The sequence below is a fragment of the Sphingomonas sp. STIS6.2 genome (genome assembly GCF_000732685.2).
GTDB classification, from domain to species: Bacteria; Pseudomonadota; Alphaproteobacteria; order Sphingomonadales; family Sphingomonadaceae; genus Sphingomonas; species Sphingomonas aerolata.
On record NZ_JPDP02000159.1, the window covers coordinates 679,672 to 703,489 of the forward strand.

The following is a 23,818-nucleotide window of genomic DNA, read 5'->3' on the forward strand; positions in this document are numbered from 1 at the left end:
CGCGATACGTCATCCCGCGCTCAACGTCGGATAAGCGGAAGGAGGCTGCCCCTCCCGCTCCCCCGCTTACGCGTCCTTCTTCAGATGCCGACGACCCAGGAGCTCGGCGATCTGCACCGCGTTCAGCGCCGCGCCCTTGCGCAGATTGTCCGACACGCACCACAGGTTGATCCCGTTCTCGACGGTCGAATCCTCGCGCACGCGGCTGATGAAGGTCGCGAACTCGCCGACGCATTCGATCGGCGTGATATAGCCGCCATCCTCGCGCTTATCGATCAGCATGACCCCGGGCGCCTCGCGCAGGATGTTCTGCGCCTCCTCGGCCGAGATTTCGTTCTCGAACTCGATGTTGATCGCTTCCGAATGGCCGACGAACACCGGCACGCGGACGCAGGTCGCGGTGACCTTGATCTTCGGGTCGAGGATCTTCTTGGTCTCGACCACCATCTTCCACTCTTCCTTGGTCGACCCGTCGTCGAGGAAGCTGTCGATGTGCGGGATCACGTTGAACGCGATCTGCTTGGTGAACTTCTTGGCTTCGGCCGGATCGCCGACGAAGATGTTCCGGCTCTGCTCGAACAGCTCGTCCATGCCCTGCTTGCCCGCGCCCGACACCGACTGATAGGTCGCGACGACGACGCGCGTGATCTTGGCGGCGTCATGCAGCGGCTTGAGCGCGACGACCATCTGCGCGGTCGAGCAGTTCGGGTTGGCGATGATGTTGCGGACCTTGTAGCCGTCGATCGCGTCCGCATTCACTTCGGGCACGATCAGCGGCACGTCCGGGTCCATCCGGTACAGCGACGAATTGTCGATCACGGTGCAGCCCGCCGCGGCGAACTTCGGCGCGTAGACCGCGGTCGCCTCCGACCCGATCGCGAACAGCGCCATGTCCCAGCCGGTGGGGTCGAAATTCTCGATATTCTGGCATTTGATCTGCTTGCCGGTGTCACCGAAATCGACCATCTCGCCCTGGCTGCGCGACGATGCGACGCAGGCGATCTCGTCCGCCGGAAATTCACGCTCCGCCAGGATGTTGAGCATTTCGCGCCCGACATTGCCGGTCGCCCCTGCGACCACGATCCGATAACCCATTATGTCGTCCCTTGATGCCGCCGCGAAACGATCGCGACATTGCTGATTTTCATCCGGGCGCGTCCGTATACGTCTCCGGCGCGCCCTGCCAGATAACTTTATTTCGTCGTGGGCAAGCTCGTCCCTTCGCTGGGAACCGGTTTGTCCTTCACCGTCCGGTCGAGGAAGTTCAGGATCGTCCCCCAGACATGCTCGCTGATCCCCGCCCCCGCAACGCGGTGCGTATAGCCCGGGTAGAACATCATCTCGAACGGCGTTGCAGTCGCCTGCATCTTGGCCGCGACCTTCGTCGAATTGTCGAGGAACACGTTGTCGTCCGCCATGCCGTGGATCAACAGCAGCGGATCCTTGATCAGCGACGCATCCTCGACCGCGGCCGACGTCGCATAGCTCGCCGGATCGGTCTTGGGATCGCCCAGATACCGCTCGGTATAATGCGTGTCGTAGAGCTGCCAGTCGGTGACCGGCGCGCCCGACACCGCAGCGGCATAGACCCCCGGCGTCTTCTCCAGCATCTTCAGCGACATGTACCCGCCATAGGACCAGCCATAGGTCGCGATCTTGCTCGGCTCGACGAACGGCAGCGTCTTCAGATACTCCGCCCCGGCCAGCTGGTCCTCGACCTCGACCGTGCCCATCGCGTGATAGATCGCGTCCTCGAACTTCTTGCCACGGTTGTAGGAGCCGCGATTGTCGATCTGGAAGAAGATCCAGCCCTGGTCGACCAGATATTGCGGCAGCGGCCCCTGCCAGCCGCGCGTGACCTGCTGGCCGGTGCCCGGGCCGCCATAATGCTGGAAGAAGACGGGATATTTCTTGCCCGGCTCGATCGGCGGGGTGATCATCTCGTAATAGAGTGTCGTGCCGTCCTTGGCCTTCAGCGTGCCGAACTTGGTCTGCTGATGGCTGGCGGCATAGGGATGATAGGGATGCCCCTCCTTCACCGCATTCTCGTTGATCCACGAAATCCGCTTGCCGGTCGCATCCGCCAGATAGACCTGGGTCGGCTGTGACGGGTTCGAGCGCGAGACGATGAACCGCGTGCCGGCACCGTCCATCGACGCGCTGTTCCACCAGCCGCTCTCGGTCAGCTTGGTGATCGCGTTCGGCTTGGCGATATCGACCGAATAGAGCTGCTGCTCCAGCACGTCGTCCTTGTTGCCCGTGAAGAACAACCGCCCCTTGGCCTGGTCGACGCCGACCAGCCCGGTCACGACCCAATCGCCCTTGGTCAGCTGCGTCCAGCGGCCTGCCGCGAACCGGTAGAGATGGCCATAGCCGCTGCGCTCCGACCGCCAGATCAGGCTGCCGTCCTTCAGCACGCGGTAGGCGTCCGACAGGTTCAGCCAGCTCTTCACCCCCGACTTCTCGGTGAACAGGATCGTCGACTTGCCCGTTGCCGGATCGACGCGCAGCATCTCGAGCAGCTTCTGGTCGCGGCTCTGGCGCTGGACGAGCAGCATCGTCCCGTCGGGCGTCCAGTCGACCCGCGCGAGATAGATGTCGGGGTTGGTGCCCAGATCGACCTTCACCTGTCCCGACCCGTCGGGCTTCATCACGTACAGGTCGACCAGCGCGTTGGGCGTGCCCGCGGCGGGATAGCGCTGATCATAGACCTTGGTCCCGGTCGCGCCGATCGAGGCACGCGTAAAGATCCGCACCGGCGCCTCGTCGAACCGCTCGACCGCGACATAGCGCTCGTCGGGCGACCACCAATAGCCCGTGCGGCGATCCATTTCCTCCTGCGCGACGAACTCCGCCTCGCCGAAATGGACGGTGCCGCCGCCGCCCTTGGTGACCGCGCGCGCCTCGCCACCCGCCAGCGGCTGGACGACGAGATTCTGGTCGCGGACATAGGACACGAACCCGCCCTTGGGGCTGATCACGGGGTTCAGCTGGCCACCCGGTGTATCGGTCAGCCGCCGGACCTTGCCGTCGAGCGTCGCGATGTACAGGTCACCGTCGAGCGGCACGAGGATCGACTTGCCATCGGGCGCCCAGTCATAGGCGACGATGCCCTTCGACCCGGCGATCCGCGCGCGCTCGCGCTGCATCTTCTCGGCTTCGCTCAGCTCGGCGCCGCTGCCGACGCTCTTCGAATCGACGAGCATCCGCTCCTGGCCCGTTGCGGTATCGACCGCCCACAGGTCGAACCGCTCCTTCTCGTCCGCCCGGTTGCGCAGCGAGGTCAACAGCGCACCGTCGGGCGACAGCCGTACCGCGCGCGGCTGCGGGCCCGACAGGTCGGGATTGCCGAACACCCGCGCCAGCGTCAGATCGCCGGCCGGGGCTACAGCTGCCATGGGAGCCGCTGCCGGATCGCTCGGCGTGGCAACGCCGTCGGCTCCGCCAGCCGTTTGCGCGGACGCGCCGTCAGCAGCCATCGCGGCGGTTCCGACCGAAGCAAGTGCAAGCCCAAGCAACCATGTACGCATCCTATAGTCTCCGATGGACGGGCTCCAGCGCGGCGCCGGTGCCGCGCGCGTTATCGCGGCGCGTCCCGCCCCCGTAAAGCCGTAAACCCCGCGTGATGCGCTCGCCCGCGGCCAAGCCGTCAAGCCCAGGCCGACCGGACCCGCCGGCGGATGGTTAGCAGCCGGTTAACGTCATGTGCACGCCGTCTTTACAGGTCGCATGCAAGGACCTGTGGCCGGACGTCCGCACGCATATGGCGCGCGGGCATCCCAGACATGACCGGGGACTAATGGCTTCGACAACGGCATCCATTGACGAAACACGGCCCGGCGCCTGGGACGTCGTCGCGCGCCTTGGCGCCGTCGACGGTGCCGCCGCGCACCCTCACGCGACGCGGCTGATTCAATCCGCCCCAGCCCAGCGCAACCTGTCAGATGCGGTGCACGCGTTCTGTGACGTCTATGGACGGCACCCAGGGATGATCGACGACGCCTTGCTGCGCGGCGCACAGCTCGCATCGCTGCCCTGGCTCGAAACCGCAGCGACCGGGTTCGCGATCGAACGCGGCTATCTCGCCCAGCTGACCGCGGCCGTGGGGCCGTTGCCCTCGACACCGGGTCAGGCGGCGACCGAGGCCGCCCTAGCTGGCGTGCGCAACGCACTGGAGATCCTGTCCGGTTCGGAGCGCGCCGGTTGCGCGACGGGGGCGGTGGCCGCGCTGCTCCACGACTGGGCGGTGACGCGCGATGTGCTCGACCTTGCCGCGACCCGGTTCGGCATCGTCGCGCCGCCGCGCGCGCTCCCGCCCCCGGAGGTCAGCGCCAAGGCGCTGGCAACGCTGGGTGCGACGCCCGGTGCGCGGCGTGCCATCACCTTCGGCGCGCAGCAGCTCTACGCCCAGCATCGCGGCCTCTGGTCGCTGCTCGAAGCCCGCGCCAGCGCGCGCGGCGATCTCTGACCGGATTGCACACGCAGCCTAGGCCAGTGTCGTAGCAACTCCCCGGGCAACCTTTGAAAACAACGTCTTGAACTGCGCCTCGGTCGGCGTGCCGCCGCGCGTGTAGACGCTGATGATAATCGGCGTGTCGGGATCGCGCCACAACACCCCCACGTCGCCGGCCGCGTCCCTGCCGTTGTTCCCCGTCTTGTTGCCGATCACCCACCCCTGCGGCAGACCGGCCCGCAACCGCGCGGCGCCGGTCCGGCATTGCCGGAGCCACAGCATGAGCAGCGCGCGTGACGAGGGCGACAATACCGGACCACGCGTCAGCCGTCCGATCGTCGCCGCCATCGCCCTCGGCGTCGTCGTGTTGCGCAACCCACCCGGCGGCGTACGGTTCAGGAACGGCTCGATATCGTCGAGCCGGCTGACATCGTCGCCGAGACCCCGCCAATAGCCGGTGAGCGCCGCAGGACCGCCGATCCGCTGCGACAAGATGTTGGCGCAGCTATTGTCGCTCTGCTCGACCGCCGCTTGGCACATCTCGCCAAGCGACATCTCGCCCCGCGCCAGATTTTGCCTGGCGACGGGTGCGTGCCAGTCCTGCAGGTCTGCGGGCGATAGCGCGATCCTGTCCGCAAGCCGGGCCCGGCCGCGATCGACCCGGTTGAGCACGCACGCGGCAAGCGAGGCCTTGAACGTGCTGCACATGACGAACCGCTCATCGGCACGCCAAGCGATCGCCCTCCCCGTCATCAGGTTGCGCGCGTAGAGCCCGACATGGCCGCCGCTCGCGGTCTCATAGTCGGCGACGCCAGGCGGAGGAGCCTCGCTGCGTGCGAAGGCCGGACGCGTGACGAGCGTTGCGGAAACGCCTGACAGGACGGCCCGCCTGTTCAGCATGATGATGGTGATGCCTCCTCCAGCCGCGCCGTTTCGCCGCGCGATCGTTCCGTACACCGTCCGGGCCCTGCCACGAACCCCGATCGCTGGCGCTGCCGTCATCGTCCGGGTTGCGTCGGATACCCAACAGCTTCTATCCGTACCGGGAATTCGATTCTGACGGGAATGGGCATGAAGCGCTTCGAAGGCACGCAGAGCTATGTCGCGACCGACGACCTCAAGGTCGCGGTCAACGCCGCGGTGACGTTACGCCGCCCGCTGCTGATCAAGGGTGAGCCCGGCACCGGCAAGACCGTGCTCGCCTATGAGATCGCCAAGGCGCTCGGCGCGCCGCTGATCGAATGGAACATCAAGTCGACGACCAAGGCGCAGCAGGGGCTGTACGAATATGACGCTGTCGCCCGCCTGCGCGACGGCCAGCTCGGCGACGAGCGCGTCCACGACATCGGCAACTACATTCGCAAGGGCAAGCTCTGGGAGGCGTTCACCCAGCCGGCACCGCCCGTCCTGCTGATCGACGAGATCGACAAGGCCGATATCGAATTCCCCAACGACCTGTTGCAGGAACTCGATCGGATGGAATTCCACGTCTACGAGACCAAGGAAACCGTCCGCGCGGTCGAGCGCCCGATCGTCATCATCACCAGCAACAACGAGAAGGAACTGCCCGACGCGTTCCTGCGCCGCTGCTTCTTCCACTATATCAAGTTTCCCGATCGCGACACGATGCAGGCGATCGTCGACGTCCATTTCCCCGGGATCCAGCGCATGCTCGTCTCGCGCGCGATGGACCTGTTCTACGACGTCCGCGACGTCCCCGGGCTCAAGAAAAAGCCCTCGACCTCCGAGCTGCTCGACTGGCTGAAGCTGCTGCTGCACGAGGACATGCCGCTCGAGACGCTGCAGAACCGCGATCCGACCAAGGCGATTCCGCCGCTGCACGGCGCACTGCTCAAGAACGAACAGGACGTGATGCTCTTCGAACGCCTCGCCTTCATGGCAAAGCGGCAGAAGAACCAGGGATAGCGGCGCGACGGCGAGGCAGTAGCGGGCGGGACGGTCGGCTCGAGCGACGCTGAAAACGCGGCTTTAATCAGTTGCGCGCTAATGCTCCGGGGGTGCGTCACCACCTGTCCCTCCCCGCGGCATACGCGTTGCTTGCGATCCTGAGCGTCGCGGTCTGGGTCCGGATCGTATCGGCCCATGGCGGGCTGTGGGTCGACGAGGCGTGGTCTGCGGTGCTGGTGGCGAGGGCGGACACACCCTGGGCCGTGTTCACCTCGATCAACCACGACAACAACCACCATCTGAACAGCCTGTGGATGCAGGCGGTCGGCTATGCCGCGCCGCCGCTGGCCCTGCGCGCGCTGTCGATCGCAACCGGCGTCGCCTCCGTGCTGGTCGTCGCTGCGATCGGTGCGCGGCGCTCCACGGCGCATGCGCTGGTCGGCGCGGCGCTGTTCGCGCTGTCGCCGATCCTGGTCAATTATGGCAGCGAAGCGCGCGGCTATGCGCCGATGCTGCTGTGCGCGCTGGGCGCGATCCTGGTTACCGCGCGCTGGCTCGACAGCCCCGCCCCTGCGCCCCGCCATGCGCCGGGGCTGCTCGCGCTGCTGACCATTCTCGGACTCCTGTCGCAGTTGACGATGCTGTTCTTCGTGATTGCGATCGCCGGCTGGGTCGCGCTGACGCTGCGCCAGCGGGTTGCCACAGCGACGGCCGCCGCGATGACCGCGCGACTGATGCTGCCGAGCGTCGTTGCGGTCATTCTGGTCTTCACGCTGGTCTTCGGTGCCGCCGCCGCAAGCCCCGGCGGCATGCAGGTCGGCGACTATGTGCCCTTCTCGTTCGCGAGCCTGGCCAGCGCGCTGCAGGTCATGCTGGCGACGACGCTCGGCGCATCCGCCTTGTCACGTTGGTGGATCCCGGTGCTCGCGCTCACACTATGCGTCGCCGCAATGGTCGCCGTCGCGCATCGACGCCCCATGGCGTGGCTGGCAATGCTCGCCATTGCAGGACTGCCGATCGCCCTCGCCACGCTTCACATCGCCAACACAGGAATGCCGCGCTACTTCCTGCTATCCAGCGTCGCGGTCCTGTTGCTCCTGACTGACCTGATCGCCACCGCGCTGACGAAAGGCCCCCGGTCAAGGATGTTGGCCGCGCTCGCCCTCACCCTCCTCGCGATCGGCATGGTCCACGACATCGCGCAGGACATTAAGCGACGACGCGGCGATATCGATGCCGCCATCGCCGGCGTCCGCATCGAAGCACCGGGCGGCGCGCGCGTTCATGTCGATCACCTCCAGCCCGTTGCCCCGCTTCGGGTCGCCGCCGCGACGGCGCGTTATCCGCTCGTTCTGACAGGCGACTGCCGACCTGTGCAATTCGTCTTCGTCGATCTCGACGGCGGCGGCGCGGCGGCGGCCACGACGCGACGCTGCGGACGCGCCTATACGCTTCGGACCATGCGCCGCCGGGGGATGCTGTCGGGAACCGACTGGGCGCTTTACGGACTACCGCGCGCGCGCAACGCCTTGTCGTCTAATCCATATTGAGGCTGGCGCATCGTCATGCCATTAACCACAGGCGGCAACATGGCGGTCATGGGACGGCCTTTAGGATCACGGGATGAATCGCTTCAGTCGCGCCCTTCTCTCCGCTGTCCTCACGATCGGCGCGGGGTCCGCTGCACAGGCATCGCTGCTCGACTATGTCGGCCAGTGCGTTCCGTTTGCGCGAGCGGCCTCGGGGATCGAGATCTATGGCGATGCCTGGACCTGGTGGCGTCAGGCCGATGGCCGTTACGAGCGGACGCACCGACCGAAGACGGGCTCGGTCATCGTTTTTGCGAAGACGGCCCGCCTGCCGATGGGGCATGTCGCGGTCATCAGCCGCGTCGTCGAGAAGCGCGTCGTGATGCTGACCCATGCCAATTGGTCGCGCCAGAACGGCGAACGCGGTCATGCCGAACAGGACGTCACGCTGTTCGACGTCTCGCCAGCCAATGACTGGAGCCGCGTCAAGGTCTGGTACAAGGATGTCGACGGCCTCGGCGGCGGGATCTACCCGGTCTACGGCTTCATCCACGGCGATGCGCGACCCGCGGCCGAACTGACCAGTCGCAATCCCGATTATGTCGGCGCGCTGATCGACGCATACGTCCCGGGCAGCTGACCGCGCATACCCGATCCTCGACTCGCCCCTCGACTTCGCGGGGCTGGAGAGGCAGGATAGGGCGATGTTTCTCAATTTTCTCGACGAGCTGCGTAGCGCGGGCATCCCGGCCAGCCTCAAGGAGCATCTGCTCCTGCTCGAGGCGCTCGACGCCGAGGTGATCGAGCGGACGCCCGAGGAATTCTACTACCTCTCCCGCGCGGTCTATGTGAAGGACGAGGGGATGCTCGACCGCTTCGACCAGGTCTTCGCCAAGGTCTTCCGCGGCCTCGCCACGAGCTATGGCACGACGCCGACCGACATCCCCGAGGATTGGCTGAAGGCGGTCGCCGAGAAATTCCTCACCCCGGACGAGATGGCCGCGATCCAGTCGCTGGGCTCGTGGGACGAGATCATGGAGACGCTCAAGAAGCGGCTCGAGGAACAGCAGGGACGCCATCAGGGCGGCAACAAATGGGTCGGTACCGGCGGCACCTCCCCCTACGGCAATGGCGGCTACAACCCCGAAGGCGTGCGCATCGGCGGCGAGAGCCGGCACAAGCGCGCGCTGAAGGTCTGGGACCAGCGTGAGTTCCGCAATCTCGACAACACCCGCGAACTCGGCACGCGAAACATCAAGATCGCGCTGCGACGCCTGCGCCGGTTCGCACGCGACGGCGCCGCGGACGAACTCGACATCGACGGCACGATCGCCGGCACCGCGCGCCAGGGCTATCTCGACATCGTCATGCGCGCCGAACGCCGCAATGCGATCAAGATGCTGCTGTTCCTCGACGTCGGAGGATCGATGGATCCCTTCGTCAAGCTTTGCGAGGAACTCTTCTCGGCCGCGACCACCGAGTTCAAGAACCTCGAATTCTATTATTTCCACAATTGCCCCTACGAGGGCGTGTGGAAGGACAACACGCGCCGCTTCGCCGAGCGTACGCCTTTGTGGGACGTGCTCCACAAGTTCGGCCATGATTACAAACTCGTGCTGGTCGGTGACGCATCGATGAGCCCGTACGAGATCACCCACCCCGGCGGCTCGGTCGAGCATTTCAACGAGGAGCCGGGCGCGGTCTGGATGCAGCGCCTGACGACTACCTATCCGTCTGCGGCATGGCTCAACCCCGTGCCCGAGGCGCAATGGGGCTATTCGCAATCGGTCCGCATCATGCGCGAACTGATGACCGACCGCATGTACCCGCTGACACTCGCCGGTCTCGACGACGCGATGCGTGAGCTTACCCGCAAGCGCTAACGCGCCGCCTGCGCGATCCCGTAACGGAACCGTCATGGACCCGGTCGGTTTAGCGTGCATCATCCCTGTGCGAGGAATAGCTTATGTCGTCGATCCCGAATTCTGCCATGCCGCATGCCAAGGTCAAGCATGACGACGACGCCGCGCCGGCTCCCGCCGCGAAGGGCGACTGGATGGACGATGCGACGGACGCGGCAAAGGCCGGCATCGCCACCGCCACTGACGCGGTGAAGTCGCACCCGAAGACCGCGATCGCGGTCGGCGCCACGCTGGTCGCCGGCATTGCCGCCGCGATTGCCGCACCTGCGCTCCGCGCAAAGGACGCACCGGAAAAGAAGACCCCGCCAAAGCCCGCGCCCAAGAAGCCCGGCAAGCCGAAAAAGGCTCACTGAGGGAAATGTGTGGCCCGCCGGCAACGGTGGGCCATAGTCTTTTGTATCTTGGCGGGCTCAGGCCGGGTGAACGATCCCGCCCATCATCGCCGCCGGCACCCCCGTCGTCCCCGGAAAACTGATTGGTAGCCCCCGGAGCGTCCGCACCGCCATATAGGCGAACCCTTCCGCCTCCAGCGCATCGCCGTTCCACCCGAGCGCGTCAGTCGCCTCAACCCGCAGCCCGGTCGCCGCGGCGATCATGTCCAACATCGTCGGATTATGACGTCCACCGCCCGCGACCAGCAGCCGCTTGGGTCGCGCAGGCAGATGCCGGACCGCGTCCGCGACCGTCTCCGCGGTGAATGCGGTCAGCGTTGCCGCGCCATCCGCCGCCGACAGCCCGCGTGCCGGCTGGATCGTGAAGTCATTGCGATCGAGCGACTTGGGCGGCGGTGCATCGAAGAACGGGTGATCGAGCATCGCCGTCAGCACCGTCTCGTCGACGCGCCCCGCCGCCGCCAGCGCGCCCCCCTTGTCGTAGCGCGCACCCGTCTCCGCCTCGACCCAGCTGTCGATCAGGCCGTTCGCCGGCCCCGTATCGAACGCGACCAGCGAGTCGTTGCCATTTGTCGCGCCTGGAATGAAGGTGATGTTGCCGACCCCGCCCAGGTTCAGCACCGCGACCGGCCCGTCGAGCGTGGACGCCAGCGCCGCATGATAGACCGGAAGCAATGGCGCGCCCTGCCCACCCGCCGCCACATCGGCCGACCGGAAGTCGGACACCGTCGTGATCCCCGTCGCGCGCGCCATCGCCGCGCCGTCGCCAATCTGCCAGGTCCAGCCGCGATCGGGCCGATGCGCGATCGTCTGCCCGTGAAACCCGATCACGTCTACTTCCGCTGCGGCGACACCGGCATCCGCCAGCAGCTTGTGTACCGCGAAGACATGCGTACGCGTGATGAGATCGCCCGCCGCGACGATTGGCGGACTTGCACGCGGCCGATCGAACGTCAGCGCCATACGTGTCGCGTCGGACAATTCCGCGCGCGCCGCATCCGAATAGGGCTCCCCACGGAACGCGATGGGGCGGACCATCGCCTCGCCATCGGTCTCGATCAGTGCGGCGTCGATCCCGTCGAGCGACGTCCCCGACATCAATCCAATCGCCAGCATTTTGGGTCCCCTTGCCTGTCCTCAAACCCGGCCATGACGGATCGTATCTCGACCGCCTAGAAAAAACCGAACTTTGCGCCTATGTGCGCGGCTCCCATGGCAACCATACTCCCCACTCCGCCCAAGATCGGCATGGTCTCGCTCGGCTGTCCGAAGAACCTCGTCGACAGCGAGCGGATTCTCACGCAGCTGCGCGGTGACGGCTATCAGATGTCGCCCGACTATGCCGGTGCCGACGTTGTCCTCGTCAATACCTGCGGCTTTCTCGATTCGGCGAAGGAGGAAAGCCTCGAGGCGATCGGCGAAGCCATCGCCGAGAACGGCCGTGTCATCGTCACCGGCTGCATGGGCAAGGAAGCCGAGGCGATCCGCGCGCGCTTCCCGCAGGTGCTCGCGATCACCGGTGCGCATGAATATGAGCAGGTCGTCGGCGCGGTCCACGAAGCCGCTCCGATGCCGCCCTCCGCATTCCTTAACCTGATTCCGGATGCCGGGCTCAAGCTGACGCCGCGCCACTACAGCTATCTGAAGATCTCCGAGGGCTGCAACCATCGCTGCTCCTTCTGCATCATCCCGAGCCTGCGCGGCGATCTCGTCAGCCGTCGTCCCGACGCGATCCTGCGCGAAGCCGAAAAACTGGTCGCCGCGGGTACGAAGGAGATGCTGGTCATCAGCCAGGACACGTCGGCCTATGGCGTCGACCTGCGCCACTCGGTCTGGCCGTTGAAGGGTGGCGGCGAGGTTCGTGCGCACATGACCGATCTCGCGCGCGAACTCGGCAAGATCGCGCCGTGGGTGCGGCTGCATTACGTTTACCCCTATCCGCACGTCGACCACGTCATCCCGTTGATGGCGGAGGGCTTGGTGCTGCCCTATCTCGACATTCCGTTCCAGCATGCCGCGCCAGCGGTGCTGCGCCGGATGAAGCGCCCAGGCAACGACGCCAAGGTGCTCCAGCGCATTCACAAATGGCGTGAGATCGCGCCCGACATCACGATCCGCTCGACCTTCGTCGTCGGCTTCCCCGGCGAGACCGAGGAGGATTTCCAGTATCTGCTCGACTGGCTCGACGAGGCGCAGCTCGACCGCGTCGGCGCGTTCCGGTTCGAACCGGTCGAGGGCGCGGTCGCCAACCTGCTGCCGGACCACGTGCCCGAGGAGCTCAAGGAAGAGCGCTACGCCCGGATCATGGAAAAGACTGCGGCGATCTCGGCAGCGAAGTTGCAGGCCAAGATCGGCCGGACGCTCGACGTGATCATCGACGTGGTCGACGACGAGGGGGCGACGGGTCGCTCACAGGCGGATGCGCCCGAGATCGACGGCGAGGTCTTCCTGCGCGACGCGGGTCACCTAACGGTTGGCGACATCGTACCCGTGACGATCGAAGATGCCGACGACCATGATCTGTACGGCGTGCCGGTCTGACGCGCCTGCGTCGGTCTTGACGCAACGGTACTACCCCAAGGTGCACGCGAAAACGCCTGCACCTTGGGGCTCACACGTTCAGACGACGTTGCGACCGGTGAACAGCTTCACGAGCACCACGATCACCGCGATCACCAGCAGGATGTGGATCAACCCGCCCGCGACGTGAAAGGCGAAACCGGCAAGCCAGAGGACGAGCAAGATGACGGCGATGGTCCAGAGCATGGCAGTTCCCAATCTGTTGTGATGACGTGATCGATGCCGCTGAAACGTCCCCGCACTCGAGCGTGTTCCGCCGTTTAACCTGATATGGGTTAAGCTCCTCAGCTAGCTCGACATTAAGTTGCGACGTTGCGCCGACACCCGCCTTCTGCTTCGATGTCGCCATGCTGTTTCGCCTGTTCACGCTCGCCGCGCTCGCGCTTCCTCTCCCAGCCATCGCCCAGTCGCTCACGCCTGCGGAACGCGCGCAGATCGATACGCTGGTCGCCGGTTCGCTCCGCGATACGGGCGTTCCCTCCGCATCGATCGCGATCGTGCGCGGCGGGCAGATCGTGTTCGCCAAGGCCTATGGCAAGCCGTCGGAAACGATCGCGCGCGCGGATCCGGCGCTGCCCTATCAGATCGCGTCGATCTCGAAGCAATTCACCGCCGCCGCCATCCTCCTGCTCGAGGACGAGGGCCGGCTGAGCCTCGACGATACGGTCGCGAAATATGTCCCCGGCGTCACCGGCGGCGACCGCATCACGATCCGCCAGTTGCTTAGCCACACCTCGGGCCTGCAGGACTATTGGCCGCAGGATTACAGCTTTGCGGCAATGGCCACCCCCGTCACGCCGCAGCAGATCATCGATCGCTGGGGGAAGAAGCCGCTCGATTTCGAGCCGGGCACACAGTGGCAATATTCCAACACGGGCTATGTCGTCGCGGGCCTGATCGTCGAGAAGGTCGCGAACCAACCGCTGCTCGACTTCCTGCAGCAGCGCATCTTCAAGCCGCTCGACATTCGCGCGCTCGATCAGGACATGGCGATCGGCAAGGCATTCCCGCAAGGCTATGGCCGTTTCGCGCTCGGGCCCGTCCGTCCCGAGACCCCGAGCGCGCCCGGCTGGCTCTACGCCGCGGGCGAGCTGTCGATGAGTGCGCGGGACCTCGCCAAATGGGACGTCGCACGGCTTACCCGCACCACGCTGCCCGCGGACGACTGGGCGGCGCAGGAGACCCCGGTCAGGCTCGTCGACGGATCGACCAATGGCTATGGCCTCGGCGTCTCGACCGGCACCGCCAACGGCCGCCGCTATGTCGAGCATAGCGGCGAGGCGGTCGGCTTCCTGTCCGAGAACATCGTGTATCCCGACGATCAGGCGGCGATCGTCGTGCTGACCAACAGCTGGTTCAGCGATGCGGTCGGCCGCATCTCGAGCGGCATCGCGAAGATCGTCCTGCCACCCCCCGCCCCGAACGCAGAGGATACCGCCGCCCTGCCCAGGGCACGCGCAGTCTACGATCAGCTCCGCACCGGCACGCTCGACCGCAGCCGCCTGACCGAGGACGCCAATTTCTATTTCAAGCCGGTGGCGCTCGCGGACTATAAGTCGAGCCTCGGCGCGCTCGGCGAACCGACTGGTTTTGCGCAAACCGGCCGCGCCCGCTTGCGCGGCGGCTTTGTCAACCGCACCTATCGCATCACCTATCCCGACCGCACGCTGTCGCTCAGCACCTATGCCGAACCCGGCACGAACGGCCGGTACGAACAATTCCTCGTGGCTCCCTCTCAGTAACTGGCACGCAATGACCGATTTCGCTTCCCTGCTTCAGCCCGACCGCGGCCAGCCCGCCACGCCGATCCACGTCGTCCGTCCGGAGGAGTTTGCGAGCTGGCTCGGTGCTCAGCCGCCGCGCATCCGCACCGCGGTCGCGGCGCATGGCCTGACCGGCAAGCCCGGCGACCGCGCCGTGCTGCCCGGCGACGCCCCCGATACATGGTCGATGCTGCTCGTCTGTGACGAGGCGATGTCGTCGCCGTGGCGGATCGCCTCGCTCGGTGCCTCACTCCCCGCGGGCACTTACCGCCTCGCGCAGGGTGACGTCGGGGGTGCTGGCCTTGGCTGGATGCTCGCACAGCATCAGTTCGATCGCTATCGCAAACCCGCCGGCAAGCCCGCACGCGTGTTGCTGACGAGCGAGGTCGCATCGATCGAGCCGACGATCCGTCTTGCCGAGGCGACCGCAATGGTCCGCGACCTCGTCAACACCGGCGCATCGGATCTCGGCCCTGGCGAGCTCGAGGCGGCGGTAGAGACGCTCGCCGCACGGCATGGCGCGACCGTGACGACGACGCGCGGCGACGCGCTCGCCAGCGGCTATCCGATGATCCACGCGGTCGGCCAGGCGGCGTCGGAGGCACGCGCGCCCCGGCTGATCGAGCTCGAATGGGGCGACCCCACGCACCCGCGCCTCGCGCTGGTCGGCAAGGGCGTCTGCTTCGACTCGGGCGGCCTCGACATCAAGCCGTCGGCGGGCATGCGGCTGATGAAGAAGGACATGGGCGGCGCTGCGCACACACTCGCACTGGCCGGGCTGGTGATGGGGGCGAAGCTCCCCGTCCGACTCCACCTGCTCATTCCCGCGGTCGAGAACGCGATTGCCGGCAATGCCTTCCGCCCGGGCGACGTGCTCGACACGCGACAGGGCATGACGGTCGAGAATACCAATACCGATGCCGAGGGGCGGCTGGTGCTCGGCGACGCGCTGACGCGTGCGGTAGAGCACCGGCCCGCGCTGATCCTCGACTTCGCCACGCTGACGGGCGCCGCGCGAGTCGCGCTCGGCCCCGATCTGCCGCCGCTGTTCACCGACGACGAAGCGCTCGCGGCGGAACTGATCGCCGCCAGCCACGCACAGGCCGACCCGCTCTGGCGGATGCCGTTGTGGAACGGGTATGACGACATGCTCAAGTCGGACATCGCCGATCTCGTCAACGCCCCCGATGGCGGTTTTGCCGGCGCGATCACCGCGGCACTGTTCCTGCGCCGCTTCGTGCCGCCCGGCATCGCCTGGGCGCATCTCGACGTGTTCGCGTGGCGCCCGACTGCGAAGCCCGGCCGCCCCAAGGGGGGCGAGGCCTATGCCCTGCGCGCCGCCTTCGCGATGCTGAGCACGCGGTACGGCACCCCCTGACCAAAGGCCTGACGCGGCACGCCCGAAGATAGGGCGTGCCGCGCTACCGGCGGATCAGCCGACGCTATCGATGCCCGCCGCGGCCTCGATGATCGGGACGAACTTGTCCGCAGTCAGGCTGGCGCCACCGACCAGCGCGCCGTCGACATTCGCGGTCGTTAGGATCGCCGCGGCATTGCTGCCCGTCACCGACCCGCCATAGAGGATCCGCACCCCCGCGGCCGCATCGCCGATCAGCATCCGCAGCTTCGCCCGCGCGATCGCATGGATCGCGGCGATCTCGTCGAGGGTCGGCGTACGCCCGGTACCGATCGCCCAGCGCGGCTCATAGGCCAGCGTGAACCAGCTCCCGTCCGCATTGTCGGGCACCGACTTCTCGATCTGCGCCTGCACGACGCGCTCGGCTCGATCGGCATCGCGTTCAGCCTCGGTCTCGCCGCAGCACAGGATGACGCGCAGTCCCTGCCGCCGCGCCGCCGCCGCCTTCGCCCAGGCGTCGTGGCTGGTTTCGTGCTGGTCCGCGCGGCGTTCGGAATGACCGACGATCGTGAAGCGCGCACCCGCTTCCTTCACCATCCCCGCCGACACGCAACCCGTATGCGCGCCCGAATCGGCCTCATGCACATCCTCGGCACCGATCGCGAGCGCCGGCGCGCGATCAGCCGCTGCGGCGATCAGCGTGAAGGGCACGGCAATTTCCACATCGACGTCCGGCGCTGCCGCCGCCGCCGCCGCAATCGCGTCGAGTTCGGCCAGCGCCGCGCGCGACCCGTTCATCTTCCAGTTTCCCGCTACCAACTTGCGCCGCATCGCACTCTCCCGATCATCATCGGTCCCGGATAGCGCCGACACCGAACGGCACAAGCTTGAAGCGCGCCGATGCGCACCGTAAAGCGGAAGGAACTCAGTCCCTGTCGATCGGCCATTCATGCTCAGTTTCTTCCGCCGCCTCACCCAGTCGAGGTTCGGCGTGATCATCACCTTCGGCCTCCTCGGCGTCATCGCACTCGCCTTCGCGGCGGGTGACATGACGGGGTTGGGCGGCGGAACAAGCGGCATCGCTGCGGACGACGTCGCCACGGTCGGCAAGGCGGACGTGACGGCGAACGAGCTTCGCACGCGTGTCCAGACCGAGATGGAAGGTTTCCGCCAGCAGCAGCCGACGCTCGACATGGCGAGCTATGTCCAGCAGGGCGGCTTCGACGGCACGCTCGACCGCATCACGGCGAGCCTCGCACTCGAGCAGTTCGGCCGGCAGCAGGGCATGGTCGTCAGCAAGCGCGCGGTCGACGGGCAGATTGCCAGCATCCCCGCGCTGCAGGGCCCGACCGGCAAGTTTGATCCGTCCCTGTATCAGCGCGTGCTGGTCGAACGGAAGCTGACCGACGCGCAGATTCGCGCCGACATCGTCCGCGACACCTATGCGCAGCAGCTGATCCTGCCGACGCGCGGCGCGTCGCAGGTCCCGAGCCAGCTCGCCCTCCCCTTCGCCTCGCTCCTGCTCGAGAAGCGCAGCGGTCTGGTGGGCTTCATCCCGACCGCCGCGGTGCCCGCCGGCCCTGCGCCGACCGACGCCGAACTGAACGCCTTCTATCGTCGCAACGTCGCGCGCTACACGATCCCCGAACGCCGCGTCATCCGCTACGCCGTCGTCGACGCGGCGCAGGTGAAGGCGCAGGCCGTCCCGACCGACGCCGAAATCGCCGCGCAATATCAGCAGGATCGTGCCCGCTACGCCCCGACGGAGAAGCGCACGATCACGCAGGTCGTCGTCGCCGATCAGGCGGGTGCAGCCGCGATTGCTGCCAAGGTGAAGGCCGGAACCGCGATCGCCGATGCCGCCCGCGCCGCCGGTCTCGAAGCATCGACGCAGACGGGTGTCGAGAAGACCGCCTATGCCGGCACGACCAGCCCGCAGGTCGCGGATGCCGTGTTCGCGGCAGCGAATGCCGCGGTCGTCGGCCCCGTCCGTACGCCGCTCGGCTGGACGATCGCTCGCATCGATTCGATCCAGAACGTCCCTGCCAAGACTCTCGACCAGGCACGCGGCGAGATTGCCACAGCACTCAGCGCGCAAAAGGCGCAGGCAGCGCTCGGCAAGATCCATGACGCGATCGACGACGGCCTGTCGGACAATGCGACGTTCGACGAGATCATCGCGGACCGCAAGCTGACCGCGATCACCACGCCCGGCCTCGTCGCCAACGGCACCAACCCCGACGCGCCCGCCACCCAGCCCGACGCCGCTCTAGCGCCGATCGTCAGTGCCGCGTTCCAGGCCGCCGAGGGCGATGCGCCGCAGATGGTCCAGACCGGGTCGGACGGCAGCTTCGCGGTCGTCGCGCTCGGCCGCGTCGTTCGCGCCGCACCCCGTCCGCTCGCACAGGTCCGTCCTGCCGTGATGCGCGACCTGATGGCCGACCGCGCCGGCCAGGCCGCCCGCAAATATGCCAATGCCGCACTGGCCCGGATCAACAAGGGCATGCCGCTGCAACAGGCGCTGGGGCAGTCGGGCTTCCCAGTCCCACCCGCGCGCCCCGTCACGGCGTCGCGCGCGCAGATCATGCAGAACCCCGAAAACACCCCACCCGTGCTACGCCTGATGTTCAGCATGGCGCAGGGTACTGCCAAGACGATCGCCGGCCCCGATGGCTGGTTCGTGGTCAAGCTCGACAAGATCGATCGCGGCAACGCGACCGGCAACCAGGCGGCGATCCAGGCCGCTCGCGGTTCGATCGCGCGCAGCGTCGGCCGCGAATATGTCGACCAGTTCGTCAAGGCCGTCCGCGCGCAGGTCGGCGTGAAGACCGATCCGAAGGCCGTCGCCCGCGTCCGGGCCGAACTGCTGGCACAGGGTGGTTCCAATAACTGAGCTCGCACGCGCGGCGCTTGCCGCCGGACGCCCCGCCCTCGTCTGGCGGCGGCAGGTCGCCGACACGGAGACGCCGGTCGCCGCCGCCCTCAAGCTCATCGAGCCGGGGCGTGGCGACTTCCTGCTCGAATCGGTCGAAGGCGGCGCAACACGCGGACGGCACAGTCTGATCGGCCTCGCGCCCGACCTGCTGTTCCGTGCCGCGGGTCATCGGGCCGAGATCAACCGTCACTGGTCGACCGATCGCGAGGCGTTCGAGCCCTGTGCGCTGCCGACGCTCGACGCCCTGCGCGCTCTGGTCGCCGAATGCCGCAGCGACGTCCCGGCAGAATTGCCGCGCGCGCTTGCCAGTCTGGTCGGTTATTTCGGCTATGAGACGGTCGGTCTGGTCGAGACCCTGCCGCAACCCGACAGCGACCCGCTCGGTCTGCCCGACATGATCTTCGTGCGTCCTTCGGTGGTTCTCGTCTTCGACCGGCTCGCCGACGCGCTGTTTCTGGTCGCCCCCGCCTGGCCGGATCCAGCCATGGATCCCGACACGATCGTCGCGCGTGCCGAGGAGCGACTCGACGCCGTCGCCGCGAAGCTCATGACCACGCCGGTGCCGGCGCCGGTCCGGGCAGTTTCACCCGAGCCGTCCTACACGTCGGCGCTGTCGCCGGATCGCTACGGCGCGATGGTCGCGCGCGCGAAGGACTATATCGTGGCCGGGGACATCTTCCAGGTCGTCCTTGCCCAGCGTTTCAGCACGCCGTTCACGCTCCCGCCGTTCGAGCTCTATCGCTCGCTGCGGCGGATCAATCCGTCGCCCTTCCTCTATCACCTCGATCTGCCCGGCTTCGCGCTGATCGGATCCTCACCCGAGATCCTCGTCCGCGTCCGCGACGACGAGGTGACGATCCGCCCGATCGCGGGGACCCGTCCGCGTGGCCGCAGTGCTGCGGAGGACGAGGCGAACCGGACCAGCCTGCTCGCCGATCCGAAGGAACGCGCCGAGCATCTGATGCTGCTCGACCTCGGCCGCAACGATGTCGGGCGGGCATCGGCGCCGGGCTCGGTCCGCGTCACGGCAAGCTATGGCGTCGAATTCTACAGCCACGTCATGCACATCGTCTCGAACGTCGTCGGGTCGCTCGCGCCCGGCAGCGATGCGCTCGATGCGCTGTTCGCGGGCTTCCCCGCCGGCACGGTCAGCGGCGCCCCCAAGGTCCGGGCGTGCCAGATCATTGCCGAACTCGAACCCGAACGACGTGGCGCCTATGCCGGCGGCGTCGGCTATTTCTCCCCCGACGGATCGATGGACTCGTGCATCGTGTTGCGGACCGCCGTCGTGAAGGACGGGATGATCCATGCACAGGCCGGGGCGGGAATCGTCGCGGACAGCGATCCCGTGTCCGAACAGCGCGAATGCGAGGCCAAGGCCGGGGCGATCCTCGCCGCCGCCCGCGAAGCGGTCGCGCGCGCCGGCGGGACGTCCTACGGGCAGTAATCCCGCCATCGTTCGACAAACACAGTAAAAGGCCGCGGGCGTCAGGTGACGACCGCGGCCTAGGATCCCGATGGTGCTCGCTGTGGCGTCAGGGATCGATCGCCTGCCCCGCAGCCTGCGCACGACGCTCGGCCGAATAGGCGCGGGCCCGTGCGAGCGCGCATCCCGACTGTCCACCCGTACCGACCGGCGAACAGGTGTCCGGTAGCCCGCCCGCGACGCGGCCGACCTGGTCGACCGTCGCAGCCCGGTTGACCCAGCTCTGGTTCTGCGCGGCGATCGGTGCGGTATCGCGCAGTTCCTTGGGGATACGATAGGGTTGGTCGAGTGTCGAGCAAACGACGATCTCGCCATTGGTCGATGTCGGGCACTTCTGCCCAGCCCCCAGCGTGACGCTGCGGATGCGCTGCGGGGGCTGGCCTTGTTCGGCCGTCTGCTCCTGCGCCGAAGCGAGGGCGGGAAGCGCGATCAGCGCGGCGAGGACGGTGAGACGGAACATTGGTGGAAAACTCCTTGCAGACAGACAACGTCTGCCGCCGCAGGTTGCTCCGTGCTGAATAGCATGCCCCGCGCGTAGCCCATCAGCGATTATCACGGGCATCGTGTGCAGCGGCCGCCGATGCGCATCCCCGTTGCACCGGCTTCGACTTCGTCTATGGCGAACGCATGATCCTGGTCGTCGACAATTACGACAGCTTCACCTGGAACCTCGTCCATTATCTGATGGAACTGGGTGTCGAGGTGGAGGTCGTCCGCAACGATGCGATCTCCGCTGGACAGGCCCTGTCGTCCGGCGCGGAGGCGTTTCTTATTTCACCCGGCCCCTGCACGCCGACCGAAGCGGGCGTCAGCCTCGACCTCGTCGCCGCCTGCGCGGATGCCGGCAGGCCGCTGCTTGGCGTCTGCCTCGGCCATCAGGCGATCGGGCAGCATTTCGGCGGCAAGGTCGAACGTGGCGGGCTGATGCACGGCAAGACGTCGCCGGTCGTCCATGACGACACCGGCCTCTATGCCGGCCTCCCTTCGCCGTTTATCGCGACGCGCTATCACTCGCTGATCGTCAACGCGGTCCCCGATACGCTGGTCGTAAACGCGACCGCGCAGGATGGCAGCGTGATGGGGTTCCGCCACACGACGCTGCCGATCCACGGGGTGCAGTTCCATCCAGAGAGCATCGCGACCGAACACGGCCACGCGATGCTCGCCAATTTCCTGACGCTGGCGGGAATTTCGCATCAGCTGCCCGACCGCCTGCGCGAGGGGCTCGATCGATGACGACCACGGTGCTCCTGCCCGATCCGACGACGCCGCTGTCGCGCGAGACCGCGCGTGCGGCGTTTGCCGACATCCTCGACGCGCGCGCCAGCGAAGACGCGATCGCCGCATTCCTGATCGCCATGTCCGAGCGTGGCGAGACCAGTATCGAGATCGCCGAGGCCGCGCGTGCGCTGCGTGAGCGGATGATCCCGATCGATGCGCCGCCGGGCGCGATCGACGTCTGCGGCACCGGCGGCGATGGCCACCATACGCTCAACGTCTCGACCGCCGTCGCACTCGTCGTCTCGGCCTGCGGCGTGCCGGTTGCCAAGCATGGCAACCGTGCCGCCTCGAGCAAGGCCGGCGCCGCCGACACGCTCGAAGTCCTCGGCCTCGACATGGACCGCGCGGGTGCGACGGCCGAGGCCAGCCTGCGCGACATCGGCATCGCCTTCCTGTTCGCCGCCAATCACCATCCGGCGATGAAGCGGATCACCCCGATCCGTCAGCGTATCGCCAGGCGGACGATATTCAACCTGATGGGGCCGCTCGCCAATCCCGCGCGAACGACGCGTCAGCTCATCGGCATCGCGCGGCCCGATTATGTCCCGCTCTACGCCGATGCCCTCGCCCAGCTCGGTACCCAGGCCGCACTCGTCGTCTCCGGCGAGGAAGGGCTCGACGAACTGTCCGGCGCGGGCCCCAGCGTCGTTGCCTCCATCGGCAACGTCGTGCTTCCCGCGCGCGTCACGCCCGACGATGCAGCGTTGCCGCGGCATGCGATCACGGCAATTCGCGGCGGTGATGCCGCCCATAATGCAGAGGCGCTCCGCCGCCTGCTGAAGGGCGAGGCGGGCGCCTACCGCGACGCCGTCCTGCTCAACGCCGCCGCGGCCTTGATGGTCGCCGGGACCGTCCCCACCCTTGTCGCGGGCGCGGCGCTCGCCGCCACCGCCCTCGACACCGGCAGCGCCGACGCGCTGCTCGACCGCTGGATCGCCTACTGACATGACCATGCTCGACCGTATCCTCGAGACCAAGCGCGCCGAAGTCGCCGCGCGCAAGGCCACCACCTCGCTGTCGGACATCGATGCCGGCATTGCCCGCATGTCCGCGCCACGCGGCTTCCGCGCCGCGCTCGATGCGAAGTTCGGCTATGCCTTGGTCGCCGAGGTCAAGAAGGCCAGCCCGTCCAAGGGGCTGATCCGCGCCGATTTCGATCCCCCCGCGCATGCCCGCGCCTATGAGGCGGGCGGTGCCGCCTGCCTCTCGGTGCTGACCGACGAGAAATGGTTCCAGGGCGCGGACGCCTATCTGTCCGCGGCGCGTGACGCCGTGTCGATCCCGGTCCTGCGCAAGGATTTCATGGTCGACCCGTGGCAGGCGACCGAGGCGCGCGCGATCGGCGCCGACGCGATCCTGATCATCGTCGCCGCGCTCGACGATATTCAGATGGCGGAGATCGAGGCCTCCGCGCTCGAATGCGGCATGGACGTTCTCGTCGAGATCCACGACGCGCACGAACTCGATCGCGCGCTCAAGCTCAAGTCGCGGCTGATCGGGGTCAACAACCGTGACCTGCGCGACTTCACGGTCGATTTCCAGCGGACCTACGACCTGGTCGACAAGGCGCCGCGCGACTGTACCTTCGTCGCCGAAAGCGGACTGACGACGCGCGCCGACCTCGACGCGATGGCCGAGCGCGGAATCCGGTGCTTCCTGATCGGGGAAGCGCTGATGCGCCAGGACGATGTCGAGACCGCGACGCGGGCGCTGGTCGGATGAGCCAGCTGACGCATGTCGATGCGGCGGGTGCCGCGCGGATGGTCGATGTCGGCGGCAAGACGCCGACCGCACGCGAGGCGGTCGCAACCGGCCGGATCACCATGTCGGCCGAGGCTGCGCGCGCGATCGCCGAGGGCTCGGCCAAGAAGGGCGACGTCATCGCCGTCGCCCGCGTCGCGGGGATCATGGCAGCGAAGCGGACCAGCGACCTGATCCCTCTGTGCCACCCGCTGCCGCTGACCAAGATCACGCTCGACCTCGACGTCGACGACAGCGGCGTCACCGCGACCGCGACCGTCGCGACCGACGGCAAGACCGGCGTCGAGATGGAGGCGCTCACCGCGGTCGGCGTTGCACTGCTGACGGTCTACGACATGGCCAAGGCGATCGACAAGGCGATGGAGATCGACGGGATCCGCCTGCTCGAAAAGCGCGGCGGCAAGTCCGGGGACTGGTCCGCACCGCGCTGACGCGGGCAGACCAGTCTTCC

At 67.2% G+C, this 23,818-nt stretch carries 22 protein-coding genes; 15 read left to right on the forward strand and 7 right to left on the reverse strand.

The genetic code is table 11. The features are described 5' to 3' along the window. Positions 1 to 66: 66 nt before the first annotated feature. Positions 67 to 1,095, reverse strand: a complete 1,029-nt coding sequence (locus sphst_RS17860) for an aspartate-semialdehyde dehydrogenase (protein ID WP_031394463.1) — start codon at positions 1,093 to 1,095, stop codon at positions 67 to 69. A 98-nt stretch (positions 1,096 to 1,193) separates the two neighbouring features. Then, positions 1,194 to 3,398 (reverse strand): S9 family peptidase, encoded by a 2,205-nt coding sequence (locus tag sphst_RS17865; RefSeq protein ID WP_051916417.1) that lies wholly within the window; start codon positions 3,396 to 3,398, stop codon positions 1,194 to 1,196. A 401-nt stretch (positions 3,399 to 3,799) separates the two neighbouring features. Here sphst_RS17865 and sphst_RS17870 point away from each other — a divergent pair, with 401 nt between their 5' ends. Next, positions 3,800 to 4,468 carry a DUF6975 family protein gene (locus tag sphst_RS17870; RefSeq protein ID WP_107045912.1) on the forward strand — a complete coding sequence of 223 codons (669 nt, stop codon included), beginning with the start codon at positions 3,800 to 3,802 and terminating at the stop codon, positions 4,466 to 4,468. Between the two features lie 18 nt (positions 4,469 to 4,486). Here sphst_RS17870 and bla read toward each other — a convergent pair whose 3' ends face one another. Then, positions 4,487 to 5,353, reverse strand: coding sequence for a class A beta-lactamase (gene bla, locus sphst_RS17875; RefSeq protein WP_107045913.1), 867 nt, complete (start codon positions 5,351 to 5,353; stop codon positions 4,487 to 4,489). 171 nt (positions 5,354 to 5,524) lie between these two features. Between bla and sphst_RS17880 the strand changes: the two genes are divergently transcribed. From sphst_RS17880 to sphst_RS17900, 5 genes are all read left to right on the forward strand, one after another. Continuing rightward, entirely contained in the window at positions 5,525 to 6,379 is an 855-nt protein-coding gene (locus sphst_RS17880) for an AAA family ATPase (protein ID WP_031394950.1), read from the forward strand. Between the two features lie 128 nt (positions 6,380 to 6,507). Next, the gene (locus tag sphst_RS17885) at positions 6,508 to 7,911 is read left to right on the forward strand and encodes a hypothetical protein (protein ID WP_107045914.1); all 1,404 of its coding nucleotides are present in this window, start codon (positions 6,508 to 6,510) and stop codon (positions 7,909 to 7,911) included. A 73-nt stretch (positions 7,912 to 7,984) separates the two neighbouring features. Beyond that, entirely contained in the window at positions 7,985 to 8,530 is a 546-nt protein-coding gene (locus sphst_RS17890) for a CHAP domain-containing protein (protein WP_031394952.1), read from the forward strand. Positions 8,531 to 8,594: 64 nt separating this feature from the next. Further along, positions 8,595 to 9,773 carry a vWA domain-containing protein gene (locus sphst_RS17895; RefSeq protein ID WP_031394953.1) on the forward strand — a complete coding sequence of 393 codons (1,179 nt, stop codon included), beginning with the start codon at positions 8,595 to 8,597 and terminating at the stop codon, positions 9,771 to 9,773. An 83-nt stretch (positions 9,774 to 9,856) separates the two neighbouring features. Beyond that, the gene (locus tag sphst_RS17900) at positions 9,857 to 10,165 is read left to right on the forward strand and encodes a hypothetical protein (RefSeq protein WP_056676217.1); all 309 of its coding nucleotides are present in this window, start codon (positions 9,857 to 9,859) and stop codon (positions 10,163 to 10,165) included. Between the two features lie 57 nt (positions 10,166 to 10,222). Here sphst_RS17900 and sphst_RS17905 read toward each other — a convergent pair whose 3' ends face one another. Further along, positions 10,223 to 11,320: an anhydro-N-acetylmuramic acid kinase gene (locus tag sphst_RS17905; RefSeq protein ID WP_031393575.1), complete on the reverse strand. Its 1,098-nt coding sequence runs from the start codon at positions 11,318 to 11,320 to the stop codon at positions 10,223 to 10,225. A 96-nt stretch (positions 11,321 to 11,416) separates the two neighbouring features. Here sphst_RS17905 and rimO point away from each other — a divergent pair, with 96 nt between their 5' ends. Further along, positions 11,417 to 12,745 carry a 30S ribosomal protein S12 methylthiotransferase RimO gene (gene rimO, locus sphst_RS17910; RefSeq protein ID WP_031393576.1) on the forward strand — a complete coding sequence of 443 codons (1,329 nt, stop codon included), beginning with the start codon at positions 11,417 to 11,419 and terminating at the stop codon, positions 12,743 to 12,745. A 78-nt stretch (positions 12,746 to 12,823) separates the two neighbouring features. Here the strand turns inward: rimO and sphst_RS17915 are convergent, their stop codons facing one another. Then, positions 12,824 to 12,970, reverse strand: coding sequence for a lmo0937 family membrane protein (locus sphst_RS17915; RefSeq protein ID WP_107045915.1), 147 nt, complete (start codon positions 12,968 to 12,970; stop codon positions 12,824 to 12,826). A gap of 161 nt (positions 12,971 to 13,131) precedes the next feature. Between sphst_RS17915 and sphst_RS17920 the strand changes: the two genes are divergently transcribed. Both sphst_RS17920 and sphst_RS17925 read left to right on the forward strand, forming a co-directional pair. After that, on the forward strand, positions 13,132 to 14,526 hold the full coding sequence (locus tag sphst_RS17920) for a serine hydrolase domain-containing protein (RefSeq protein WP_031393577.1): 1,395 nt from the start codon (positions 13,132 to 13,134) through the stop codon (positions 14,524 to 14,526). A gap of 10 nt (positions 14,527 to 14,536) precedes the next feature. Then, a complete protein-coding gene (locus sphst_RS17925) occupies positions 14,537 to 15,925 on the forward strand; it encodes a leucyl aminopeptidase family protein (protein ID WP_031393578.1) in 1,389 nt (462 codons plus the stop codon). 54 nt (positions 15,926 to 15,979) lie between these two features. On the opposite strand, the gene tpiA is transcribed toward sphst_RS17925, so the two are convergent. Then, positions 15,980 to 16,735 (reverse strand): triose-phosphate isomerase, encoded by a 756-nt coding sequence (tpiA, locus tag sphst_RS17930; protein ID WP_107045916.1) that lies wholly within the window; start codon positions 16,733 to 16,735, stop codon positions 15,980 to 15,982. A 118-nt stretch (positions 16,736 to 16,853) separates the two neighbouring features. On the opposite strand from tpiA, the gene sphst_RS17935 reads away from it, so the two are divergent. Both sphst_RS17935 and sphst_RS17940 read left to right on the forward strand, forming a co-directional pair. Beyond that, a complete protein-coding gene (locus sphst_RS17935) occupies positions 16,854 to 18,797 on the forward strand; it encodes a peptidylprolyl isomerase (RefSeq protein WP_031393580.1) in 1,944 nt (647 codons plus the stop codon). Next, positions 18,781 to 20,286, forward strand: coding sequence for an anthranilate synthase component I family protein (locus tag sphst_RS17940; protein ID WP_107045917.1), 1,506 nt, complete (start codon positions 18,781 to 18,783; stop codon positions 20,284 to 20,286). The genes sphst_RS17935 and sphst_RS17940 overlap by 17 nt, the downstream gene beginning before the upstream one ends. Before the next feature lie 88 nt (positions 20,287 to 20,374). On the opposite strand, the gene sphst_RS17945 is transcribed toward sphst_RS17940, so the two are convergent. Beyond that, a complete protein-coding gene (locus sphst_RS17945; RefSeq protein ID WP_031440380.1) occupies positions 20,375 to 20,785 on the reverse strand; it encodes a hypothetical protein in 411 nt (136 codons plus the stop codon). Positions 20,786 to 20,952: 167 nt separating this feature from the next. On the opposite strand from sphst_RS17945, the gene sphst_RS17950 reads away from it, so the two are divergent. From sphst_RS17950 to moaC, 4 genes are read left to right on the forward strand one after another with little or no spacing between them, the layout of a single operon-like run. Further along, complete coding sequence (locus sphst_RS17950; RefSeq protein WP_031395467.1) at positions 20,953 to 21,561, forward strand: anthranilate synthase component II; 609 nt, start codon at positions 20,953 to 20,955, stop codon at positions 21,559 to 21,561. Continuing rightward, positions 21,558 to 22,550, forward strand: coding sequence for an anthranilate phosphoribosyltransferase (gene trpD / locus sphst_RS17955; protein ID WP_107045918.1), 993 nt, complete (start codon positions 21,558 to 21,560; stop codon positions 22,548 to 22,550). Before sphst_RS17950 ends, trpD begins: the two co-directional genes overlap by 4 nt. 1 nt (position 22,551) lies before the next feature. Continuing rightward, complete coding sequence (gene trpC / locus sphst_RS17960) at positions 22,552 to 23,328, forward strand: indole-3-glycerol phosphate synthase TrpC (RefSeq protein ID WP_107045919.1); 777 nt, start codon at positions 22,552 to 22,554, stop codon at positions 23,326 to 23,328. Beyond that, the gene (gene moaC, locus sphst_RS17965; protein WP_031396379.1) at positions 23,325 to 23,798 is read left to right on the forward strand and encodes a cyclic pyranopterin monophosphate synthase MoaC; all 474 of its coding nucleotides are present in this window, start codon (positions 23,325 to 23,327) and stop codon (positions 23,796 to 23,798) included. Before trpC ends, moaC begins: the two co-directional genes overlap by 4 nt. Positions 23,799 to 23,818 lie beyond the last annotated feature (20 nt).